The sequence below is a fragment of the Nonomuraea sp. NPDC049400 genome, from assembly GCF_044466425.1.
GTDB lineage: Bacteria > Actinomycetota > Actinomycetes > Streptosporangiales > Streptosporangiaceae > Nonomuraea.
In genome coordinates, this window is the sequence record NZ_JBITMP010000006.1 from 274,455 (window position 1) to 294,304 (window position 19,850).

Genomic DNA, 19,850 nt, shown 5'->3' on the forward strand with positions numbered 1-19,850 from the left:
CAACTACCACATGGCGTGCTTGCTCAAACAACACAATCCCGTAGAGGGACATCTGGATCTACCAGGCGTTCCACGTCGAGACGGTGTCCCGCGTCGATGATTCTGCGCCCCTGTACGAGGTCCCGCGGCCGGTCCACGGCGAGCACCGCCGCGGCGACGTCGTCTGCCGTGAGCCAGACGGCCGACCACTTGCCCTCCGGGTCGCCGCGGTAGACGAGCCGCTCCCCCGCCGGATGATGGCCCGCGTACTGCACCATGTGCCCGAACTGCTCCGACCAGAAGTACGGAACGGGATCGTAGGCCACGTCCTCGCCCAGCAGGCTCGCGGCGGCGACCTCGGGGGCGTTGAGCGCGGTGTCCCAGTGCTCCACCCTGAGCCTGGTCTGCCAGCGACGTGACCACCAGGCGGCGCAGTCGCCGACGGCGACCGTGTTGGGCAGCGAGGCACGCAGGTGCTCGTCCACGACCACGCCGTTGTGCAGGTCGATGTCGGCGCCGGTGAGCCATTCGACGGCCGGCCGCACGCCGATGCCCGTGACGACCACGTGGGCCGCCACGAACTCGCCGCCGACCAGGCGGACTCCGCCCTCGTCCACGGAGTCGACCATGGTGCCGAGCCGCAGGTCGATGTCGTCGTACCAGCGCTGGGTGCGGGCCCCGATCTCGGCGCCGACGGCGGTCGCGAGCGGCGCCGGGCCCGCCTCGATGACGGTCACCGCGCATCCGGCGCGGCGGGCGGCGGTGGCCACCTCGGCGCCGATCCAGCCCGCGCCGATGACCGCGACGCGGGCGCCCGGGACGAGCATGGCCCTGAGCTCGTGGGCGTCGTCGAGCGTGCGCAGCACGTGCTGGGGACCGTCGCCGGGCAGCCTGATCGGCTCGGCCCCGGTGGCGATGACCAGCCCGTCGTAGCCCACCTCGCCCTCGGTCGTCTCCACGACGCCCGCGCGCAGCGACTTGGCGCTGACGCCGGGGCGGAAGTCCACGTCGATCGCGGCCAGGTCGGTGCCGACGTAGCTGGTGTCGGCGTCGCCGAACAGCACGGCCTTGGACAGCGGCGGGCGGTCGTAGGGGCGATGGCGCTCCTCACCGATCAGCGTGATCCTTCCGCCGAATCCCCGCCCCCGCAGCGCTTCCACGGTGCGCACCCCGGCCAGGCCGGCTCCTACCACCACGACATGATTCACGTTCATGACCATAACGGAGGGCGGTGCCGGGCCGTCGCGGCGAGGCCGTAGGCTGGGGACGAAAAGACGCGCGGGAGTCCGGCCGTAACCGGGCTGAGAGGAAGGCTTCACCGGGCCTTCGACCGCAAGACACCTGATCCGGATCATGCCGGCGAAGGGAGCGCGGATGGATGTGATCGTGGGCGGCGGGGTCGTCGGGCTCTCCGTGGCCTGGCGGCTGGCTCGCGACGGACGACCTGTCACCCTGGTTGACCCCGCCCCGGCCTCGGGCGCCTCGCACGCGGCCGCGGGGATGCTGGCGCCGGTCAGCGAGGTCGCCTACACCGAGGTGCCGCTGCTGCGGCTGGGTGTGGCGTCGCTGCGCCGCTGGCCCGCCTTCGCCGCCGAGCTGGCCGCCGACGCGGGGCTGGCCGGCACCGAGGCCCTGGATCTGCGCTCCGACGGGACGCTCGACGTGGCGTTCGGGGCGGACGACCTGGCGGCGCTGGACGAGCTGGCCACGTACATGGAGAAGCTGGAGCTGCCCGTCGAGCGGCTGAGCGGGCGCGAGTGCCGCCGGCTGGAGCCCATGCTCGCCCCCTCCGTGCGGGGCGGGCTGCTGGCCCCCCGCGACGCCTGGGTGGACCCGCGCCGGGTGACGGCGGCGCTGCTCGCCGCCCTCGACCGGCTGGGAGTCCCGCTGGTGCGCTCGCGCGTCGGCGAGCTGCTGCGCGACGGCGACCGGGTCACCGGGGTGCTCCTCGGCGAGGGCGCCGAGATGCGGGCGGAGCGGGTCGTCCTGGCGGCCGGGGCGTGGAGCGCCGGGCTGGCGGAGGTGCCGGTGCGGCCGGTCAAGGGGCAGATCATGCGGTTGCGTTCCCCGCAGCCGCTGCTCACCCGCTGCGTACGCGGCACCGTGCACGGCACGCCGGTCTACCTCGTCCCCCGGGGCGACGGCGAGCTGGTGGTCGGGGCGACCCAGGAGGAGATGGGGTTCGACACCCGGGTGACCGCGGGCGGTCTGTACGAGCTGCTGCGGGACGCCAGGGAGCTGGTGCCGGGCGTCACCGAGCTGGAGGTCGCCGACGTGGTGGCCGGGCTGCGGCCGGGCACGCCGGACAACCTGCCGGTCATCGGCCCGAGCGGCACGCCCGGGCTCGCGCTGGCCACCGGCCACCATCGGGGCGGCGTGCTGCTGGCCCCGCTGACGGCCGACATCCTGCTGGGCGAAGAGGGCGAGCTGGCGGCATTGTGCGCGCCTGGAAGGTTTCGGGAAATTTCATGATTGTGACGATCAACGGGGCCGTGCACGAGGTGACCGACGGCATGACCGTGGCGCAGGCCGTACGCAGATTGACCTCGGCCACCACCGGCGTGGCCGTGGCCGTGAACGACGAGGTGGTCACGCGGAGCTCGTGGGAGACGACGGCGCTCGGCGAGCATGACCGGGTGGAGGTTCTGACGGCGGTGCAAGGTGGATGATCTGATCATCGCCGGGGAGAAGTTCGCTTCCCGGCTCATCATGGGGACCGGCGGCGCGCCCTCGCTGGAGGTGCTCGACCAGGCGCTGGCCGCGTCCGGCACCGAGCTGACCACGGTGGCCATGCGGCGGCTCGACCCGAACGCCCGCGGCTCGGTCCTCGACGTGCTGCGCAAGCGGGACATCAAGGTGCTGCCCAACACGGCCGGCTGCTTCACCGCGGGCGAGGCCGTGCTGACGGCGCGGCTGGCCAGGGAGGCGCTCGGCACGAACTGGGTCAAGCTCGAGGTCATCGCCGACGAGCGGACACTGCTGCCCGATCCGATCGAGACGTTCGACGCGGCCGAGCGGCTGGTGGCCGACGGGTTCGTGGTGCTGCCGTACATCGGGGACGATCCCGCGCTGGCGCGCAGGCTGGAGCAGGCGGGGTGCGCGGCCGTGATGCCGCTGGGCGCGCCGATCGGCTCGGGCCTCGGCATCCGCAACCCGCACAACATCGAGCTGATCGTCGAGGCCGCCTCGGTGCCGGTGGTGCTCGACGCCGGCATCGGCACGGCCAGCGACGCGGCGCTGGCGATGGAGCTGGGCTGCGACGCCGTGCTGCTGGCCACGGCGGTCACCAGGGCGCAGCGGCCCGACCTCATGGCGGCGGCCATGAAGGGGGCCGTGGCGGCGGGGCGGCTGGCCCGGCTCGCGGGCCGCATCCCGCGCAGGCGCTACGCGGAGGCGTCATCCCCGATGACCCCCTGAGGCGCGTGGGTGTCGTCACGCGGACGCGGGGGCGTTCCGCAGGGAACGTCTCCGCATCGGTTTCGGGCGGCAAGGCCCTGCGGGTGGTAAAACGCCCGTAAACTCAGCGGGGTGGATACGACGACTGCGGACCCCCTGGTCGGGCGACTCGTCGATGGCCGCTACCGCATCGAGAGCCGGATCGCCCGAGGCGGCATGGCGACCGTCTACCTCGCGCTGGACATCCGGCTGGACCGGACGGTGGCGCTGAAGGTCATGCACAGCTCGCTCGCCGAGGACCCGGCGTTCGTCCGGAGGTTCATCGGCGAGGCCAAGTCGGTCGCCAGCCTCTCGCATCCCAACGTGGTGCACGTCTTCGACCAGGGCACCGACAACGACGTCGTCTACCTGTCGATGGAGTACGTGCCCGGCAGGACGCTCCGCGACATCCTGCGCGATCGCGGCAGACTGCCCGCCCGCGAGGCGCTCGAGATCATGATCCCGGTGCTCGCCGCCCTGGGCGCGGCCCACCAGGCCGGGTTGGTCCACCGCGACGTGAAGCCGGAAAACGTCCTGATGACCGACGACGGCCGGGTCAAGGTCGTCGACTTCGGCCTGGCCAGGGCCATCGAGGCCACCAACCAGACCCGTACGGGCGTGATGATCGGCACGATCGCCTACATGGCGCCCGAGCAGGTCACCCTCGGCGCCGCCGACGTGCGCAGCGACGTCTACGCCGCGGGCATCATGCTGTTCGAGCTGGTCACGGGGCAGCAGCCGTATGACGGCCAGACGCCGATGTCGGTCGCCTACCGGCACGTCCACGACACCGTGCCCGCGCCGTCGTCGCTGGTCCCCGAGGTGCCGCCGCTGATCGACACGCTGGTGGCGCACGCGACGGCCCGCGAGCCGGACGCCCGGCCCGCCGACGCCACCGCGATGCTCGTTGCGGCCGTCGACGCGCACCGGATGCTGCCGCGGACGACCGATCCGCGGATGACGGCGCCGTCGATGTCCCACTCCCAGCCGCACGCCCGCACGGTCTCCGCCGCCCCCTCCATGCCGCAGGCGGCGCCGCCCCACACCATGATCCAGCCGCGGGAGGAGATGCCGAAGCGGCGGGGGTTCAGGCCCAACTGGTTCCTGGTGGTGCTCGCCGCCGTGATGGTGGTCGCGGTGGGGCTGACCGGCTGGTTCTTCGCACAGCCCGAGCTCGTCCACGTGCCCGAGCTGGTCGGCAAGAACCTCGAGCTGGCCAGGAAGACCGCCGTCGCGGCCGGCCTCAAGGTGCAGGAGGCCAAGGGCGAGAACGACGAGAAGACGGCCGAGGGCCTGGTGCTGCGCACCGACCCGGTCGCCGGCGCCGAGGTGGAGAAGGGCGGCACGATCACGCTGGTGCCCTCGCTCGGCCCCAAGCGCGTCGCCGTGCCCAACACGGCCGGCATGAGCGGCGACGAGGCCCGCAACGCGATCGCCGTCGCCGGGCTCACCGTGGGCGTGGTCAAGCGGCTGGCCAGCCAGCAGGTCGAGCGCGACAAGGTGATCCGCACCTCGCCGCAGGTGGGCGAGAAGGTGCGGGAGGGTGCCAAGGTCGACATCTACGTCAGCGCCGGGCTGGTCATGCCCGACGTCGGCGGCATGCCCAAGGACGAGGCCGCCGGATATCTGGGCGGGCAGGGTTTCCAGGTGCAGGTCAACGAGGTCGACGACGACGCCGAGCCGTGCACGGTCATCGCCCAGACACCCAAGGCGAAGTCCGAGGTGAACCCCGGCGCGCAGGTCATGATCACGGTGGCGCGGTGCCAGGACTTCTGGAACTGGTTCCGCGGCGACGACGACGAGGCCCGTGACGACCAGCAGTTCGCCCTGGTGCCGGTGGTGATCGGCAAGGACGTCAAGGACGCCAGGGCGGAGCTGCAGGCGCTCGGGTTCAAGGTGCGGGTGCAGCGGCTGGGCAATCGCGGCGTCGTGCAGTTCCAGCGTCCCCTGCCCAACAGCGAACGGCCTCAGGGCAGCACGGTCGTCCTCTGGCAGTGAGCTGAGCCGCTCTCCCCGCACCGGGCGGACTTGGAGCATGACACAAAAGTCCTGGCCGTCGGGGCGCTCAGTTCGGAGTTCTTGCGGATGGACCGGGCACGAAGCGCATGTGTGTACTTCTGACATGCCCGACACACTGACCGACTTCAACGCCAGATCCCCGGACGGCGCCGAGGAGGAGCTGCTCACCTGCTGCGCCTCCCGGGCCTTCGCCGCGAAGGTGGCGGCGCTGCGGCCGTACCGGGATCTGGGCGAGCTGGCCACGACCGCCGACGCCGCGGTCCGGGATCTCGCGTGGGACGACGTGCTGGAGGCGCTCGCGGCGCACCCGAGGATCGGGGATCGGGCCGCCGGGGACGGCAGGGAGGCGTCGTGGTCCCGGCAGGAGCAGTCCGGGGTGGAGGACGAGGTACGCCGGGCGCTCGCCGAGGGCAACCAGGCGTACGAGGAGCGGTTCGGGCACGTCTACCTGGTCTGCGCCACCGGGCTCACCGGGGCCCAGATGCTGGCCAGGCTCCGCGAGCGGCTGCGCAACGACGAGGAGAGCGAGCGCGCGGTCGTCAGGGGCGAGCTGGCCGCGATCACGCGGCTGCGGCTGGGCAAGCTCATGCGGGAGGGGACATGAGCTTCTCGACGCACGTGCTGAACGCGGTCACCGGGCTCCCTGCGCGGGGCGTCCACGTACGCCTGGAGCACGACGGCCGGGTCGTGGCCGAGGGGCGCACCGACGACGACGGCCGCATCAAGGGCTGGCATCCGGGCGCCGGGGTGCACCGGGTCGTCTTCGACACCGGGGCCTACCTGGAGGACACGTTCTACCCGGAGGTCGTGGTCACCTTCACCGTCACCGACCCCGGACGGCACTACCACGTGCCCCTGCTGCTCAGCCCGTACGCCTACTCCACCTACCGAGGGAGCTAGAGATGTCCGTCAGGCTCGGCCCCAACCGCTACGGCAAGGCGGAGACCAGGCTCGTCCGCGTGGTCAGGGACGGCCCCGTGCACCACGTCAAGGACCTCAACGTCAGCACCTCGCTCTCCGGCGACATGGAGGCCGTTCACCTGACCGGCGACAACGCCGCCGTCCTGCCGACCGACACGCAGAAGAACACCGTGTACGCGCTGGCCCGCGAGCACGGCGTGGGCCAGATCGAGGAGTTCGCGCTCGTGCTGGCCCGGCACTTCACCGAGTCGCAGCCGACGATCCACCACGCCAGGGTCGAGATCGACGAGTACGCGTGGAGCCGCGAGGGGCCGCACTCGTTCGTGCGCGAGGGCGGCGAGGTGCGCACGTGCGTCGTCCACCACGACAGGGACGGCCGGGCCACTGTGGTGTCCGGGCTGAAGGACCTGGTGGTGATGAACACGACCGGGTCCGAGTTCCACGGTTACATCGTGGACGAGTACACCACGCTCCAGCCTGCCACCGACCGCGTCCTCGCCACCGCCGTCGCCGCGCGCTGGCGGCACACCGGCGACACGCCCGCGTACGGCAAGTCGTACGAGCAGGTGCGGCGGTCCCTGCTGGAGGCGTTCGCGGGCACCCACAGCCTCTCGCTCCAGCAGACCCTGTACGCCATGGGCGAGCGCGCCCTGACCGCCTGCCCCGAGATCTGCGAGATCAGACTCGCGCTGCCGAACAAGCACCACTTCCTGGTGGACCTGTCGCCGTTCGGCCTGGACAACGAGAACGAGGTCTTCTACGCCGCCGACCGTCCTTACGGCCTGATCGAGGGCAGCGTGCTGCGCGAGGACGCACCTGACGCCGGATTCGCCTGGGAGTAGGGGAAATGGACTTCTTGCGGCCCACGACGTGGGAAGAGGCGCTGGCCGCCAAGGCGGACCGGCCCGACGCGGTGCCCATCCAGGGCGGCACCGACGTCATGGTCGAGATCAACATGGACGTGCGCAGGCCGGCGGCGCTGCTCGACCTCAACCAGGTGGCCGAGCTGCGGGAATGGGAGATGGTGGACGGCATGTGCCGGGTCGGGGCGGCGGTGCCGTACGCGGCGATCATCGAGGAGCTCGGCGGGCCGCTGCCGGGGCTCGCGCAGGCGTCGCGCACGGTCGGCTCGCCGCAGATCCGCAACCGCGGATCCGTCGGCGGGAACCTGGGCGCGGCCTCCCCCGCGGGCGACAGCCACCCGCCGCTGCTGGCCGCGGACGCCGTGGTCGAGGTGGACTCGCGCGAGCGCGGCGTGCGGATGATCCCGGCCGCCGAGTTCTACCTGGGGGTCAAGCGCAACGCGCTGGAGCCGGACGAGCTGATCAGGGCCGTCCACGTCAAGCCCGCGACGGGGCCTCAATACTTCTCGAAGGTCGGCACGCGCAACGCCATGGTGATCGCGGTGTGCTCGTTCGCGATCGCGCTGCACCCGGACGAGCGGCGGGTCGGCACGGGGATCGGATCCGCCGCGCCCACGCCGCGCCGGGCCTTTGACGCCGAGGAGCTGCTGGCCCGCGAGCTCGACTGGGCCGCGCCGCTCGACCCGGCGCTGGCCAGGCGGTTCGGGGAGCTGTGCGCGGCCGCCGCCGCGCCGATCGACGACGTGCGCGGCACCGCCGCCTACCGCGTGCACGCCGTCGGCGTGATGGCCCGCCGCACGCTCACCTGGGCCTGGAACGACCACCTAGGAAGGAGGGCGGCATGATGCGCGTCACGTTCACCGTCAACGGCCGCGAGGAGAGCGCCGACGACGTCTGGGAGGGAGAGAGCCTCCTGTACGTGCTGCGCGAGCGCATGGGGCTGCCCGGCTCCAAGAACGCCTGCGAGCAGGGCGAGTGCGGTTCCTGCACGGTCTATCTCGACGGCGTGCCGGTCTGCTCCTGCCTGGTCGCCGCCGGGCAGGCCGAGAGGCGGCAGGTGCGTACCGTCGAAGGGCTCGCCGAAGGGGACCGGCTCGATCCGGTGCAGGAGGCGTTCGTGGAGTGCGGGGCCGTGCAGTGCGGGTTCTGCACGCCGGGGCTGGTCGTGCAGGCGCACGACCTGATCGAGCGGGTGGGCCGCCCGTCCGACGCGGAGATCAGGGAGGCGCTCGCGGGCAACCTGTGCCGGTGCACGGGCTACGAGAAGATCATCGACGCGGTACGGCTGGCCGCGTCGCGGAAGGCGGCCGCCGAGTGAGCCTGCTCATCGAGAACGTGCACATCGCGCCGGTCGTCGGCCCCGAGATCGAATCCGGATATATCCGGATTGAGGGGGACCTGATCGCCGAGCTGGGCTCCGGGCCGGCCCCCGAGGTGCCGGGCGCGAGCAGGATCGACGGCACCGGCTGCCTGGCCACCCCCGGCCTGGTCAACACCCACCACCACCTGTACCAGTGGGCCTCGCAGGGGCTGGCGCAGGACACGACGCTGTTCGAGTGGCTGGTGGCGCTCTACCAGGTGTGGGCCGCCATGGACGCGGAAGTGGTCAAGGGCGCGGCCTCGGCCGGGCTGGGCTGGCTGGCGCTGTCGGGCTGCACCACCTCCAGCGACCACCACTACATCTTCCCCAAGGGCAGGGGCGATCTGCTCGCGGCCGAAATCGAGGCCGCGCGCGAGGTGGGCCTCCGCTTCCACCCCGCCCGCGGCTCCATGGACAGGGGCGAGTCGCAGGGCGGGCTGCCGCCGGACGTCGTGGTCGAGGAGCCGGCGGAGATCCTGGCCGCCACATCGGAGGCCGTGGACGCCTACCACGACCCGTCCTTCTCCTCGATGCTGCGGATCGCGGTCGCGCCGTGCTCGCCGTTCTCGGCCAGCGCCGAGCTGATGACCGAGTCCGCCGCCCTGGCCAGGGCCAAGGGCGTGCGCCTGCACACGCACATCGCCGAGACCCTGGACGAGGACGAGCACTGCGTGGCGCAGTTCGGGCTGCGTCCGGTGGACTACATGGAGAAGCTGGGCTGGCTCGGGCCTGACGTGTGGTTCGCGCACTCCGTGCACCTGAGCGACGCCGACATCGGCAAGCTCGCCGCCACCGCCACGGGCTCCGCGCACTGCCCCTCGTCCAACGGCCGGCTCGGCGCCGGGATCGCCCGCGTGTCCGAGATGCTGCGGCGCGGCGCGAACGTGGGCCTCGGCGTGGACGGCAGCGCCTCCTCCGAGCTGACCTCATTGGCCGGGGAGATGCGGCAGACCCTGCTGTTCCAGCGCGCCAGGTACGGTCCCGACGCGCTCACGGCCCGGCAGGCCCTGGAGATCGCCACGCTGGGCGGGGCGCGCAACCTCGGCAGGGAGAGCGAGCTCGGCTCGCTCGAACCCGGCAAGCTGGCCGACCTCGTCCTGTGGCGCGTCGACGGCCCCTTCACCTCGGCGGTGGCCGACCCGGTCTGCGCCCTCGTCTTCGGGCCCCCGCCGCCGCCGGCGCGCGTGCTGGTGGGCGGGCGCACCGTGGTCGAGGACGGCGAGCTGAAGACCGTCTCCCAGGACGCCGCCGGACGCGCGGGAGCGGCGGCCCATCGGCGGCTGATGAGGCTGGCCGAGGAGCGCGGCTTCACCGCTGCGAAGCAGGTCCATGGGGGCGACTAGGGTGAGAACGTCCCGGTACGAGCAGGAAAGGGCGGTCCCGTGTCGGAGGAAATCCCAGACGAGCTGCTGGCGCGGCTCAAGAGCACCTTCGCGTCGATCGACACCGACGGCGACGGCTACATCAGCGAGGCGGAGCTGAAGCAGCACTTCCCCGACCTTCCGGCGGAGGCGCTCGGGGCGATGAGCGAGGCCGCCGACTCGGATCAGGACGGCCGCTACTCGCTGGAGGAGTTCATCCGCACGGTCTCCTGAGCCGCGAGTCCCGAGCCCGGTCCTCACCACCTGCGCGGTCGCCGAGCCGGGGATGTGATGATGAGTCACGCCTTCCTGCCCGCTCGCACCGGGCAGGAAGGCGTGTCTGGACATTGTTCACCATCCTGTAGGGGTTCGTAGTGGTTCAGCAGGTTCTTGTCGCTCCCGACAAGTTCAAGGGGTCGCTGACGGCGGCCGAGGTGGCATCGCGCGTGTCGGCGGGGCTGGGCGTGCCCACCGTGGAGCTGCCGGTGGCCGACGGGGGCGACGGCACCGTGGACGCGGCCGTGGCCGGCGGGTTCGGCCGGGTCACGATCGAGGTGACCGGGCCCACCGGGGAGCGGATCCCCGCCTCGTACGCCTGGCAGGACACGGACGCGACGGCGGTGGTGGAGCTGTCGGAGGCGTCCGGGCTGCGCCGCCTGCCCGGCGGGCATGAGCCGCTGACCGCCACCAGCTACGGCTCCGGCGAGCTGATCGCGGACGCCGTGCGCCGGGGCGCCAAGCGGGTGGTCCTGGGCCTGGGCGGCAGCGCGTGCACCGATGGGGGCGCGGGCATGGCGCAGGCCCTCGGCGCGCGACTGCTGGACGCCGGCGGGAACGACCTTCCGCGGGGCGGGGCCGCGCTGAAGGATCTCGCCCGCATTGACATGTCGGGTTTTGTGGATGTTTCCGGCATTGAGTTCGTGGTGGCGAGCGATGTGGACAACCCGCTTCTCGGGCCCCACGGCGCAGCCGCCGTCTACGGGCCGCAGAAGGGCGCCACTCCCGAGGACGTCAGGACGCTGGAGGCCGGTCTGGCCAAGCTGGCGGCCGTGGCGACGGCGACCCATGGGCTGATGGGAGCCGTCGAGCACGACGACACGCCCCGGGCGATGGGCGTCGCCGGGGCGCCGGGAGCGGGGGCGGCCGGTGGGGTGGGGTTCGCCGCGCTGGCGTTCCTGCACGCCGAGATCCGGCCCGGCATCGGCTACCTGCTCGACCTGCTCGGGTTCGGCGAGCTGGTCAAGGGCGCGCGGCTGGTGATCACGGGTGAGGGGTCGCTGGACGAGCAGTCCCTGCGCGGCAAGGCGCCCGTCGGCGTGGCGCAGGCCGCGGCCAGAGCGGGCGTCCCCGTGGTGGCCGTCTGCGGGCGCCGTACGCTCACCGACGACGAGCTGCGGGCCGCCGGCATCGAGGCCGCCTACGCCCTCACGGACCTGGAGCCCGACCCCGACCGCTGCATGACCGAGGCGGGGCCGCTGCTCGAGCGGCTCGCCGCCCGGCTGGCCGACGTTCACCTCCGAGAGGACTAGATGATCGATCTGGTGATCCGATCCCGCAGGACCGTCACCCCGGAGGGCGAGCGGGCGGCGGCGGTGGCCGTGCGGGGCGAGAAGATCGCGGTCCTGCACGCCTACGACGCGCCGCTCGACGCCGCCGAGGACATCGACCTGCGCGGCCTGGCCCTCCTGCCCGGCCTGGTCGACACGCACGTGCACGTCAACGAGCCGGGGCGCACGCACTGGGAGGGGTTCGACTCGGCGACCAGGGCGGCGGCCGCCGGCGGCGTCACCACGATCCTCGACATGCCGCTCAACTCGCTCCCGCCCACCGTGAACGTGGCGGCCTTCGAGGCCAAGCTGCGGGCCGCAGAGGGCCAGTGCCACGTGGACGTGGGCTTCTGGGGCGGGGCCGTGCCGGGGAACGTCAAGGACCTCGCGCCGCTGCGTGAGCGCGGGGTCTACGGCTTCAAGTGCTTCATGTCGCCGTCGGGCGTGCCCGAGTTCCCGCCGCTGAGCACTGCCGAGCTGCGGGAGGCGCTGTCCGAGGTGGCCGGGATCGGCGGGGTGATGGTGGTGCACGCCGAGGACCCGGCGCTGCTCGGGGAGCCGGGCGGGCCGACGTACCGGGAGTTCCTGGAGTCGCGGCCCGGGGAGTCGGAGCGCAGCGCCGTCGCGCGGGTCGTGCGGCTGGCCGGGGAGACCGGCGCGCGCGTGCACATCCTGCACGTCTCCAGCGCCTCCTGCCTGGACGTGTTGGAGGAGGCCCAGGCGGCGGGCGTGGCGGTCACGGCGGAGACGTGCCCCCACTACCTGACGCTGGCGGCCGAGCAGGTGCCCGAGGGGGCGACCGCGTACAAGTGCTGCCCGCCCATCCGTTCCGAGGCCAACCGCGACCTGCTGTGGGACGGGCTGGCCAGGGGTGTGCTGAGCTGCGTCGTGTCCGACCACTCGCCGTCGCCCGCCGACCTCAAGGTGCCCGACTTCGCCGCGGCCTGGGGCGGCATCGCCTCGCTCCAGCTCGGCCTGCCCGCGATCTGGACGGAGGCCTCGAGGAGGGGGTACGGGCTGGGGGACGTGGTCCGCTGGATGTCCGCCAATCCAGCCTCAATGGCCGAAATTTCTGGAAAAGGCGGGATAGAAGTCGGCAAAGACGCCGATCTGGTGGCGTTCGATCCCGCGGCGGACAACCCCGTGGACGCCTCGCTCCTCCACCACAAGAACCCGGTCACCCCTTACCACGGCCGCGTGCTCAAGGGCGCCGTACTGACCACCTGGCTGCGCGGCCGGCCCGTGGACGGCGTGGCGCACGGACGATTCCTGTTGGGAGAGCGCTAGATGTCACCCTTCACCACCCTGCCGGACCTCGCCCTGCGCACCCTCGGCGGCTCCGTCGTGGCGGCCAGCGACGAGTCGTTCGCCGAGAAGGAGAGTCTGATCAGGCCGGGCCGTCCGGGCTTCCAGGCGGAGACGTTCGGCAGCAAGGGGCAGGTGTACGACGGGTGGGAGACCCGCCGCCGCCGCTCGCCCGGCCACGACTGGGCGCTGGTGCGGCTGGGGATTCCCGGCGTGATCCGTGGCGTGGTGATCGACACGGCGTGGTTCAAGGGCAACTACCCGCCGCACGCCTGCGTCGAGGCGGCCTCGGTCGAGGGCCACCCGTCACCGGTCGAGCTGGAGGCCGCCTCGTGGGTGGAGATCGTCCCCCGGGCCGAGCTCAAGGGGGACGCCGAGCACCAATTCGCCGTCACCGACTCGCGCCGCTTCACCCACGTGCGGCTGAACATCTTCCCCGACGGCGGCGTCGCCCGCCTCCGGGTGCACGGGGAGGCGCGCCCCGACCTGTCGGTGTACGACGGGCTCAGCCTCGACCTGGCCGCGCTGGCCAACGGCGCCCTGGTCACCGCCTGCTCGAACGAGTTCTACTCCGCTCCCAACAACGTCCTCGCCCCTGGCCTGGCCCGCCACCAGGCGGAGGGCTGGGAGACCGCCCGCCGGCGGGACGGGGGCAACGACTGGCTGGTCATCCGCCTCGCGGGCCGCGGCGTGCTCAGGCTGGCGGAGATCGACACCACGAACCTGCTGTTCAACGCGCCGGGCGCGGTCTCGCTCACCGGGCTCGACGGCGAACGCGAGGTCGAGCTCCTCCCGCGGACCCGCCTCCAGCCCGACACCCCGCACCGCTTCCGCCTCGGCCACCGGGATCCGGTCACGCACGTGCGGGTGGACATCTACCCGGACGGCGGTCTGGCGCGCGTCCGCCTCCAGGGCCACCTGACCCCCTGACCGGCCCTGACCGCGATGGCGGTAGTCTGGCGATCACCCACTGTGACGGCGCCCGATCGGGGCGTCCGGCTGAGCATCGGGGCCTGAGCCGCCGCTCAGTCCGCAGCGGCGGCACGCCTAAACTGAGAGCCATCATGACCCCAACATCCCTGATCGGCGGGCACGTGCTCGTCACAGGCGGCCTGGCGACGGGCGGCCTCAAATACATGGCCGAGATCGGCGCCGAGATGATCCAGGTGTTCGTCACCAACCCACGCGGCTGGGCGCTCACCGAGGGCAGGCCCGACGAGGACGCCAAGCTGGCCGAGTCAGGCGTCGACGCCTTCGTCCACGTGCCCTACCTCGCCAACTTCGGCTCGCCCAGCCCGGAGACGCTGGCCGGCTCCATCGCGCTCGTGCGCCACACGCTGCGGCGCGGGGCGGAGATCGGCGCCAAGGGGGTCGTGGTGCACACCGGCTCGGCGGTCACGCAGTCGCGCGACGACGCGCTGCGCCAGGTGCGGGAAAACCTGCTGCCGCTGCTGGACGAGATCCCCGACGGCGGCCCCGACCTGCTGCTCGAGCCGATGGCGGGGCAGGGCGCCATGCTGTGCGCGACGATCCACGACCTCGAGCCCTACCTGGCCAACCTCGACTGGCACCCGCGGGCGGGCGTCTGCCTCGACACCTGCCACGCCTTCGCCGCCGGTCACGACCTCGCGGCGGCGGGCGGGGTGCAGGAGACGTTCGACGCGCTGCACAAGATCGCCCCCGGGCGGCTCAAGCTGATCCACGCCAACGACTCGAAGGACGTGTGCGGGGCCAAGAAGGACCGGCACGAGAACATCGGGGCCGGGCACATCGGCGCCCAGCCGTTCGCCGAGCTCATGCGGCACCCGGCCATGGCGGGGGTGCCGCTCTGCATCGAGACGCCGGGCAAGGCGCCCAAGCACGCCGAGGACATCGCGCTGCTGAAGAAGCTCCGCGACAGCTGACCGAAACCCCGAAGAGGGGCAAATCGTGATAGGGGCGCCTGCTCGCGCGATCCGACCGCCCCCGAAGGCCGGATCGCGGGGCCGGCTGAGGGCCTCAGCAGGCGCCCCTCCACGGGACCGGCATGGCGGGCCCTACCCCCGTTGAGGGCCCGGCTGCCGTGGTGACCAGCGCGGTCACCGGTGAAGCCGACGCATCAGGCCTGCAATGAGCCCCCCGGCTCGTCCCCCCGATGCGCCGGGGTGGCTATCCGATGCCGAAACACTACGGTTGCGATCTTGTGGGCGAAACCCTGTTTATGGGCAGCTCGTTGAACGGTCCGTAGTCATCGATATACGGAGAGTGTTCTTACGGTGAGCGGTTGCTCTGGTGCGACGAACGGTAGGTTCCCGGGCCCGCGAGCTGCTGGGGCAGAGGTCAGCACGAAGGTCAGCACGCCCGCTTTCACGCCCGCCTCCCGCCGGAGCACGAGCACCGCCGTCACTCCCCCGCCGAGCGCGAACCCGGCCGCCACCCCGCGTCCGTCAGCCGTCGCCACCAGAACGCCTCCCGTGGTGGCCAACGCCCTGGCGGCCAGCACACCGGCGAGCGCGTCTCTCAGAGGCCCAGGAGCCGGCCTGGAGGGGAGTCTCCTCCCCGCCTCCCCGCCCCCGCATCACGCACGCGTATGTGCCCCAGGAGCCCGTACAGCGGCGGCACGACACAGAACACCGCCAGCGCCCGACCAGCGCCGCCGACACACCGTCACCGGACCGCTCTTCCGGGAGCCGTCACGAGATCACGCCCCGGTGCTGGCGTACGAGCTGCTCGCGCACCTGACGGCTGTGCCGCCTGCTGACCTGCAGCGTCTCGGTGCCGACGGTGAGCGTCACCCGTCCGCCCTCGAACCTGAGCTCGCTGACGTGCCGGCCCGAGACCAGCGTGCTGCGGTGGATGCGGATGAACCCGGCCTCCGACCACCGCCGCTCCAGCGCGGCCAGGGACATGCGCACGAGGTAGCTCCCGTCCACGGTGTGCAGCCGCACGTAGTCGCCCTTGGCCTCGGCGTACCAGACGGCCTGCTGCGGCACGAACCGGGTGCGCCCGCCCAGCTCGACCGGGATCACCTCGTCCTGGCCAGACTCGGGGGCCGGCAGGGAGGACGCCTCCAGCCTGCGCACGGCCTCCGCCAGGCGCTCGGCCCTGACCGGCTTGAGCAGGTAGTCGACCGCCTCCAGCTCGAACGCCTGCACCGCGCACTCCTCGTGCGCGGTCACGAACACCAGCTTGGGCGGGCTGGGAAAGCCGCCGACCAGCCTGGCCAGATCGAGCCCGTCGAGCCCCGGCATCCGGATGTCCAGGAAGATCCCGTCGAGCCGCTCGCCGCTGCCGATCATCTGCACCATGTCCTGCAGCGCCGCGACGCCGTCGGCGGCGGTCGCGACGTGTTCGATCCTGTCGTCCTGGCGCAGCAGGTAGGCCAGCTCCTCCAGAGCGGGCACCTCGTCGTCGACGGCCAGAACTCTCAGCATGTCCTCCACGCTGCCGTATGAAAGCAGAGGCCACAAGCGACACGCCAACATAGAGTAATGAATTGACTACAATGAGCTGAGTTGAGTCTTGGGCACCCGCAGCCTCACCTTCGTGCCCGCGCCCAGCGCCGTCTCCACGACGAGCCCGTAGCCGTCGCCGTAGATCTGGCGCATCCTCAGGTCCACGTTCGCCAGGCCGATGCCGCTGCCCTCGCGGGCCGGGTCCTCGTCCAGCATCCGCCGCGCGCACTCCGGGTCCATCCCGGCGCCGTCGTCCTCGACCGTGATGTGCGCCTCGGGGCCTGCGTCGCGCACCACCACCCGCACCTCGCCGCTGCCGCCGCGCCCGCGCATGCCGTGCTTGATGGCGTTCTCGACGAGCGGCTGCAGGCACAGGAACGGCACGGGCACGGGCAGCACCTCGGGCGCCACCTGCATGCTGAAGCGCAGCTTGTCGCCGAATCTGGCACGTTCCAGCAGCAGGTAGCGGTCGACGCAGGTCAGCTCGTCGGCCAGGGTCGTGAAGTCGTGCGCCCTGCGCAGCGCGTACCGGGAGAAGTCGGCGAAGTCGAGCAGGAGCTCGCGGGCGCGCTTGGGGTTCGTGCGGACGAACGAGGCGATCGTGGTGAGCGCGTTGTAGACGAAGTGCGGGGAGATCTGCGCCCGCAGCGCGCGCATCTCGGCCTCCAGGGCGCGCCGCCGCGAGGCGTCCAGGTCCGCCAGTTCGAGCTGGTCCGACACCCAGCGGGCGACCTCGGTGACGGTACGCACGAGCCCGGCGCTCACCTCGTCGTCGAAGGCCGCCAGCGTCCCCACGACCGTGCCGTCCACGGTCAGCGGCACCACGACGCCCCCCTGCGGCTCCCCCGCGAACACCTGCGCCCGGCCCGCCGCCAGCGCGGCGCGGGCGTAGGTGAGCACGTCGTCGGTACACGGCCCCTCCCAGGCCAGCGCGGCCTCGGTCGAGGTGATCGCGACGGCCCGGGCGCCGAGCAGCGTGCGCAGGTGCCGCACGGCCTTGCGGGCGGAGTCGCGGTTGAGCCCGCCGCGCAGAGCGGGGGCGGCCATCGCGGCGATGTGCAGCGTGGTGAATGTCGCCTCGTCCGACCTGCGGCCCTCGGGCAGCGCGTGGCGGCGCGACCGAGCCCGGGCAAGCCCGTAGCCGGCGATGAAGGACAAGGAAGACAGCGCCACGCACGCGGTGGTCAGCATGCGGGCAACCGTAGCCAAAAACAGAGCGTGTCCGGGGGAAAACTCTCAGTGAAGTCTAAGGGGGTCCCTCGCCGGGTTCTTCCTGGTAGGAGTAGCGCTGCTCGCGCCAGGGGTCGGCGATGTTGTGGTAGCCGCGCTCCTCCCAGAAACCTCGGCGATCTTCGAGGAGATATTCGATGCCGCGCACCCATTTGACGCTCTTCCACGCGTACAGATGGGGCACGACGATCCGCAGCGGGAAGCCCCGGTCGGGGCTGAGCGGCTTCTCGTCGAGCTCCATGGCGAACAGCGTGTCGGGCGCGGCGAAGTCGGACATGCGGAGGTTGGCGCTGTAGCCGTACTCGGCCCAGATCATCACGTGGCGCACCGCGGGGTCGGGCGGGGCGGCCTCCATGATCGTGGCAGGGGTGACGCCGCGCCACTCGTTGCCCATGAGGGAGAACTTGGTCACGCAGTGGAAGTCGGCGATGCGGGTCGTGCGGGGCAACCGCTCGAACTCGCCCCAGGTGTAGCTGTGCTCCGCGCCGGACGCGGTGGCGCCGAAGACCCGGAAGTCCCAGCTCTCCGGCTTGAATCGGGGAACCCTGCCGTAGTGGATCACGGGTCGGCCGCGCGGCACGTACTGGCCTGGAGGCAGGCGCGACTCCTCCACGATCACTCCCCTCACCGGATTCGCCGTCTTGGGCCATCCTGCCATCGGATCGTCCGCGCCTCGCGGGCGGGTGCGGCGCCGTACGCGAGCGGGCGGCCTGACCTGGCACTCCCGCCGGCCCACGCGGCCGGAGCCGTCACGTACTCATGAGTAACTTGAGTACGTGACCCCATGCGGCAGCCGGTCGCCCGGCGGCACGATGGCCGCATGACGAAGACCATCCAGCCCACGCATACCGCCGCGTTCTACGTCCAGGCGGTCCTGTCGTTCGCCGTCTCGCTGGCCTCCGTGGTGATCGCCCTGATCTACCTGCCCGTCGAGGGGTGGGTCAGGGCGTTCCTGGGGCTCGGCCTGCTGTACGTCGTCACCTCGACGATCACGTTGTGCAAGGTCGTACGCGATCGTCAGGAGCAGTCGGAGGTCACCAACCGCGTGGACCAGGCCCGGCTGGACAAGCTGCTGGCCGAGCACGACCCGTTCAAGGTCAGCACCTGAGCCCCGCCTGGGGCGGACCGTCGCGCACGGGGGTCGCGACGATCCGCGGCTACAGCGTGTACTCCTGGATCGAGTCGGCGAGCTGCACGCACAGCTCCTCGGCGTCGAGCCGCTTCTCGATCTGCTTCAGGTCCTCGATCTTGGCCCGCGTCTCCGCCCGCTTGGGCGCCAGCAGCGTGCAGCAGTCCTCGTCGGGCAGCTCGGAGATCTCCAGCGTGCCGATGCGCCGCGCCTCGGCCATGATCTCGGTCTTGTCCCAGCCCACCAGGGGGCGCAGGATCGGCATGTCCACCGCGTTGTCCTGGGCGGTGATGTTGGCCAGGGTCTGGGAGGAGACCTGGCCGAGCGCGTCGCCGGTGATCAGCGCGGAGGCGTGGATGCGGTGGGCGACCTCCTCGGCCGTCTTGAGCATGAGCCGCCGCTGCGCGATCACCGCCAGGCGGTCCTGGCCGGAGGTGCGGATCGACTGCTGCGCCTTGCCGAACGGCACCACCCAGAGCCGCGACCTGCCCTGGAACCTGTCGAGCTTCTTGACCAGCGCGTACGCCTTGTAGATCGACTCGGAGGTGGTGAACGGGATGCCGGAGAAGTGCAGGAAGTCGACGTGCAGGCCGCGCCGCATCATCCGGTATGCCGCCACGGGCGAGTCGATGCCGCCCGACATGAGCACCAGCGCCCGGCCGCTGCTGCCCACCGGCAGGCCGCCCTGACCGGGGATGCCGCCGGTGAAGATGAACACCTCGTCCCTGTCGACCTCGATGAACACCGTCAGCTCGGGGTTCTTCAGATCGACAGGGAGGCCGTACTCGTCGTTGATCGCGCCGCCCACGAGCCGGTCGAGCTCGTTGGAGCGCAGCGGGAAGCGCTTGTCGCGGCGGCGGGAGCGGACTGCGAAGCGGGCGCCCCGCTTGGCCTCCTCGCTCTCGCCCACCAGCTCCAGACCGGCCTTCAGCACGATGTCGGGGTCTTTGGCGACCCGCCACGCCCGGTGGATCCAGACCAGCCCCGGCACGTCGGCGACCCGCTGGGCCACGGCCTCCGCCTGCTCGGCTGTGGCGCCCTGGGGCAGGAAGATCGCGATCACGCCATGCCGCTTGCGCACGTCGACCTTGAGGTCGAGCGACTGGAGCGCGTCGCGGATGTTGCTGATCAGGCGGCGTTCGAACAGCTCGCGGTTCTTGCCCTTGAGGACGATCTCGCCCAGCTTGAGCAGAACGCACGGCTCGCCCAGGGCGGACATCGTCATGGTGGAACCTCCGGGAAGATGGGGAATTGCGCGTGTTGATGC

At 71.9% G+C, this 19,850-nt stretch carries 21 protein-coding genes and 1 riboswitch; of the genes, 16 read left to right on the plus strand and 5 right to left on the minus strand.

Features of this window, described 5'->3' with window-relative positions; all coding sequences use genetic code 11:
- Nucleotides 1–23: 23 nt before the first annotated feature.
- On the minus strand, nt 24–1,193 hold the full coding sequence (locus ACIBVN_RS11270) for an NAD(P)/FAD-dependent oxidoreductase (RefSeq protein WP_397135067.1): 1,170 nt from the start codon (nt 1,191–1,193) through the stop codon (nt 24–26).
- Between the two features lie 54 nt (nt 1,194–1,247).
- A riboswitch (TPP riboswitch) is annotated at nt 1,248–1,364 on the plus strand.
- Between ACIBVN_RS11270 and thiO the strand changes: the two genes are divergently transcribed.
- The 15 genes from thiO (at nt 1,354) to ACIBVN_RS11345 (ending at nt 14,694) form a co-directional block, all read left to right on the plus strand.
- The gene (gene thiO / locus ACIBVN_RS11275) at nt 1,354–2,451 is read left to right on the plus strand and encodes a glycine oxidase ThiO (protein ID WP_397135069.1); all 1,098 of its coding nucleotides are present in this window, start codon (nt 1,354–1,356) and stop codon (nt 2,449–2,451) included. Its footprint overlaps the riboswitch before it by 11 nt.
- Nucleotides 2,448–2,648 carry a sulfur carrier protein ThiS gene (gene thiS / locus ACIBVN_RS11280; RefSeq protein ID WP_397135071.1) on the plus strand — a complete coding sequence of 67 codons (201 nt, stop codon included), beginning with the start codon at nt 2,448–2,450 and terminating at the stop codon, nt 2,646–2,648. Before thiO ends, thiS begins: the two co-directional genes overlap by 4 nt.
- Nucleotides 2,641–3,396 (plus strand): thiazole synthase, encoded by a 756-nt coding sequence (locus ACIBVN_RS11285; protein WP_397135073.1) that lies wholly within the window; start codon nt 2,641–2,643, stop codon nt 3,394–3,396. The genes thiS and ACIBVN_RS11285 overlap by 8 nt, the downstream gene beginning before the upstream one ends.
- A 111-nt stretch (nt 3,397–3,507) precedes the next feature.
- A complete protein-coding gene (gene pknB, locus ACIBVN_RS11290; RefSeq protein WP_397135075.1) occupies nt 3,508–5,412 on the plus strand; it encodes a Stk1 family PASTA domain-containing Ser/Thr kinase in 1,905 nt (634 codons plus the stop codon).
- A 124-nt stretch (nt 5,413–5,536) separates the two neighbouring features.
- Nucleotides 5,537–6,037 carry a 2-oxo-4-hydroxy-4-carboxy-5-ureidoimidazoline decarboxylase gene (gene uraD / locus ACIBVN_RS11295; protein ID WP_397135077.1) on the plus strand — a complete coding sequence of 167 codons (501 nt, stop codon included), beginning with the start codon at nt 5,537–5,539 and terminating at the stop codon, nt 6,035–6,037.
- Nucleotides 6,034–6,333 (plus strand): hydroxyisourate hydrolase, encoded by a 300-nt coding sequence (uraH, locus tag ACIBVN_RS11300; RefSeq protein WP_349448054.1) that lies wholly within the window; start codon nt 6,034–6,036, stop codon nt 6,331–6,333. The genes uraD and uraH overlap by 4 nt, the downstream gene beginning before the upstream one ends.
- A gap of 2 nt (nt 6,334–6,335) precedes the next feature.
- A complete protein-coding gene (pucL, locus tag ACIBVN_RS11305; RefSeq protein WP_397135079.1) occupies nt 6,336–7,196 on the plus strand; it encodes a factor-independent urate hydroxylase in 861 nt (286 codons plus the stop codon).
- Between the two features lie 5 nt (nt 7,197–7,201).
- On the plus strand, nt 7,202–8,062 hold the full coding sequence (locus tag ACIBVN_RS11310; protein ID WP_397135081.1) for an FAD binding domain-containing protein: 861 nt from the start codon (nt 7,202–7,204) through the stop codon (nt 8,060–8,062).
- Entirely contained in the window at nt 8,062–8,535 is a 474-nt protein-coding gene (locus ACIBVN_RS11315; RefSeq protein ID WP_397135319.1) for a (2Fe-2S)-binding protein, read from the plus strand. Before ACIBVN_RS11310 ends, ACIBVN_RS11315 begins: the two co-directional genes overlap by 1 nt.
- The gene (locus tag ACIBVN_RS11320) at nt 8,532–9,920 is read left to right on the plus strand and encodes an 8-oxoguanine deaminase (RefSeq protein ID WP_397135083.1); all 1,389 of its coding nucleotides are present in this window, start codon (nt 8,532–8,534) and stop codon (nt 9,918–9,920) included. The genes ACIBVN_RS11315 and ACIBVN_RS11320 overlap by 4 nt, the downstream gene beginning before the upstream one ends.
- Before the next feature lie 39 nt (nt 9,921–9,959).
- Entirely contained in the window at nt 9,960–10,172 is a 213-nt protein-coding gene (locus tag ACIBVN_RS11325; RefSeq protein WP_397135085.1) for an EF-hand domain-containing protein, read from the plus strand.
- Nucleotides 10,173–10,312: 140 nt separating this feature from the next.
- A complete protein-coding gene (locus tag ACIBVN_RS11330; protein WP_397135087.1) occupies nt 10,313–11,467 on the plus strand; it encodes a glycerate kinase in 1,155 nt (384 codons plus the stop codon).
- Nucleotides 11,468–12,772, plus strand: coding sequence for an allantoinase AllB (gene allB / locus ACIBVN_RS11335; protein ID WP_397135089.1), 1,305 nt, complete (start codon nt 11,468–11,470; stop codon nt 12,770–12,772). It begins immediately after the preceding gene.
- Nucleotides 12,773–13,720: an allantoicase gene (gene alc, locus ACIBVN_RS11340; protein WP_397135091.1), complete on the plus strand. Its 948-nt coding sequence runs from the start codon at nt 12,773–12,775 to the stop codon at nt 13,718–13,720.
- Between the two features lie 134 nt (nt 13,721–13,854).
- Complete coding sequence (locus ACIBVN_RS11345) at nt 13,855–14,694, plus strand: deoxyribonuclease IV (protein ID WP_397135093.1); 840 nt, start codon at nt 13,855–13,857, stop codon at nt 14,692–14,694.
- A gap of 768 nt (nt 14,695–15,462) precedes the next feature.
- On the opposite strand, the gene ACIBVN_RS11350 is transcribed toward ACIBVN_RS11345, so the two are convergent.
- The 3 genes from ACIBVN_RS11350 to ACIBVN_RS11360 form a co-directional block, all read right to left on the minus strand.
- The gene (locus ACIBVN_RS11350) at nt 15,463–16,203 is read right to left on the minus strand and encodes a LytR/AlgR family response regulator transcription factor (protein ID WP_397135095.1); all 741 of its coding nucleotides are present in this window, start codon (nt 16,201–16,203) and stop codon (nt 15,463–15,465) included.
- 66 nt (nt 16,204–16,269) lie between these two features.
- On the minus strand, nt 16,270–17,415 hold the full coding sequence (locus tag ACIBVN_RS11355; RefSeq protein WP_397135097.1) for a sensor histidine kinase: 1,146 nt from the start codon (nt 17,413–17,415) through the stop codon (nt 16,270–16,272).
- A 55-nt stretch (nt 17,416–17,470) separates the two neighbouring features.
- Entirely contained in the window at nt 17,471–18,067 is a 597-nt protein-coding gene (locus tag ACIBVN_RS11360) for a sulfite oxidase-like oxidoreductase (RefSeq protein WP_397135099.1), read from the minus strand.
- 207 nt (nt 18,068–18,274) lie between these two features.
- On the opposite strand from ACIBVN_RS11360, the gene ACIBVN_RS11365 reads away from it, so the two are divergent.
- Complete coding sequence (locus tag ACIBVN_RS11365) at nt 18,275–18,562, plus strand: YiaA/YiaB family inner membrane protein (RefSeq protein ID WP_397135101.1); 288 nt, start codon at nt 18,275–18,277, stop codon at nt 18,560–18,562.
- 49 nt (nt 18,563–18,611) lie between these two features.
- Here the strand turns inward: ACIBVN_RS11365 and thiI are convergent, their stop codons facing one another.
- Nucleotides 18,612–19,808, minus strand: coding sequence for a tRNA uracil 4-sulfurtransferase ThiI (gene thiI, locus ACIBVN_RS11370; RefSeq protein WP_397135103.1), 1,197 nt, complete (start codon nt 19,806–19,808; stop codon nt 18,612–18,614).
- Between the last annotated feature and the right edge of the window lie 42 nt (nt 19,809–19,850).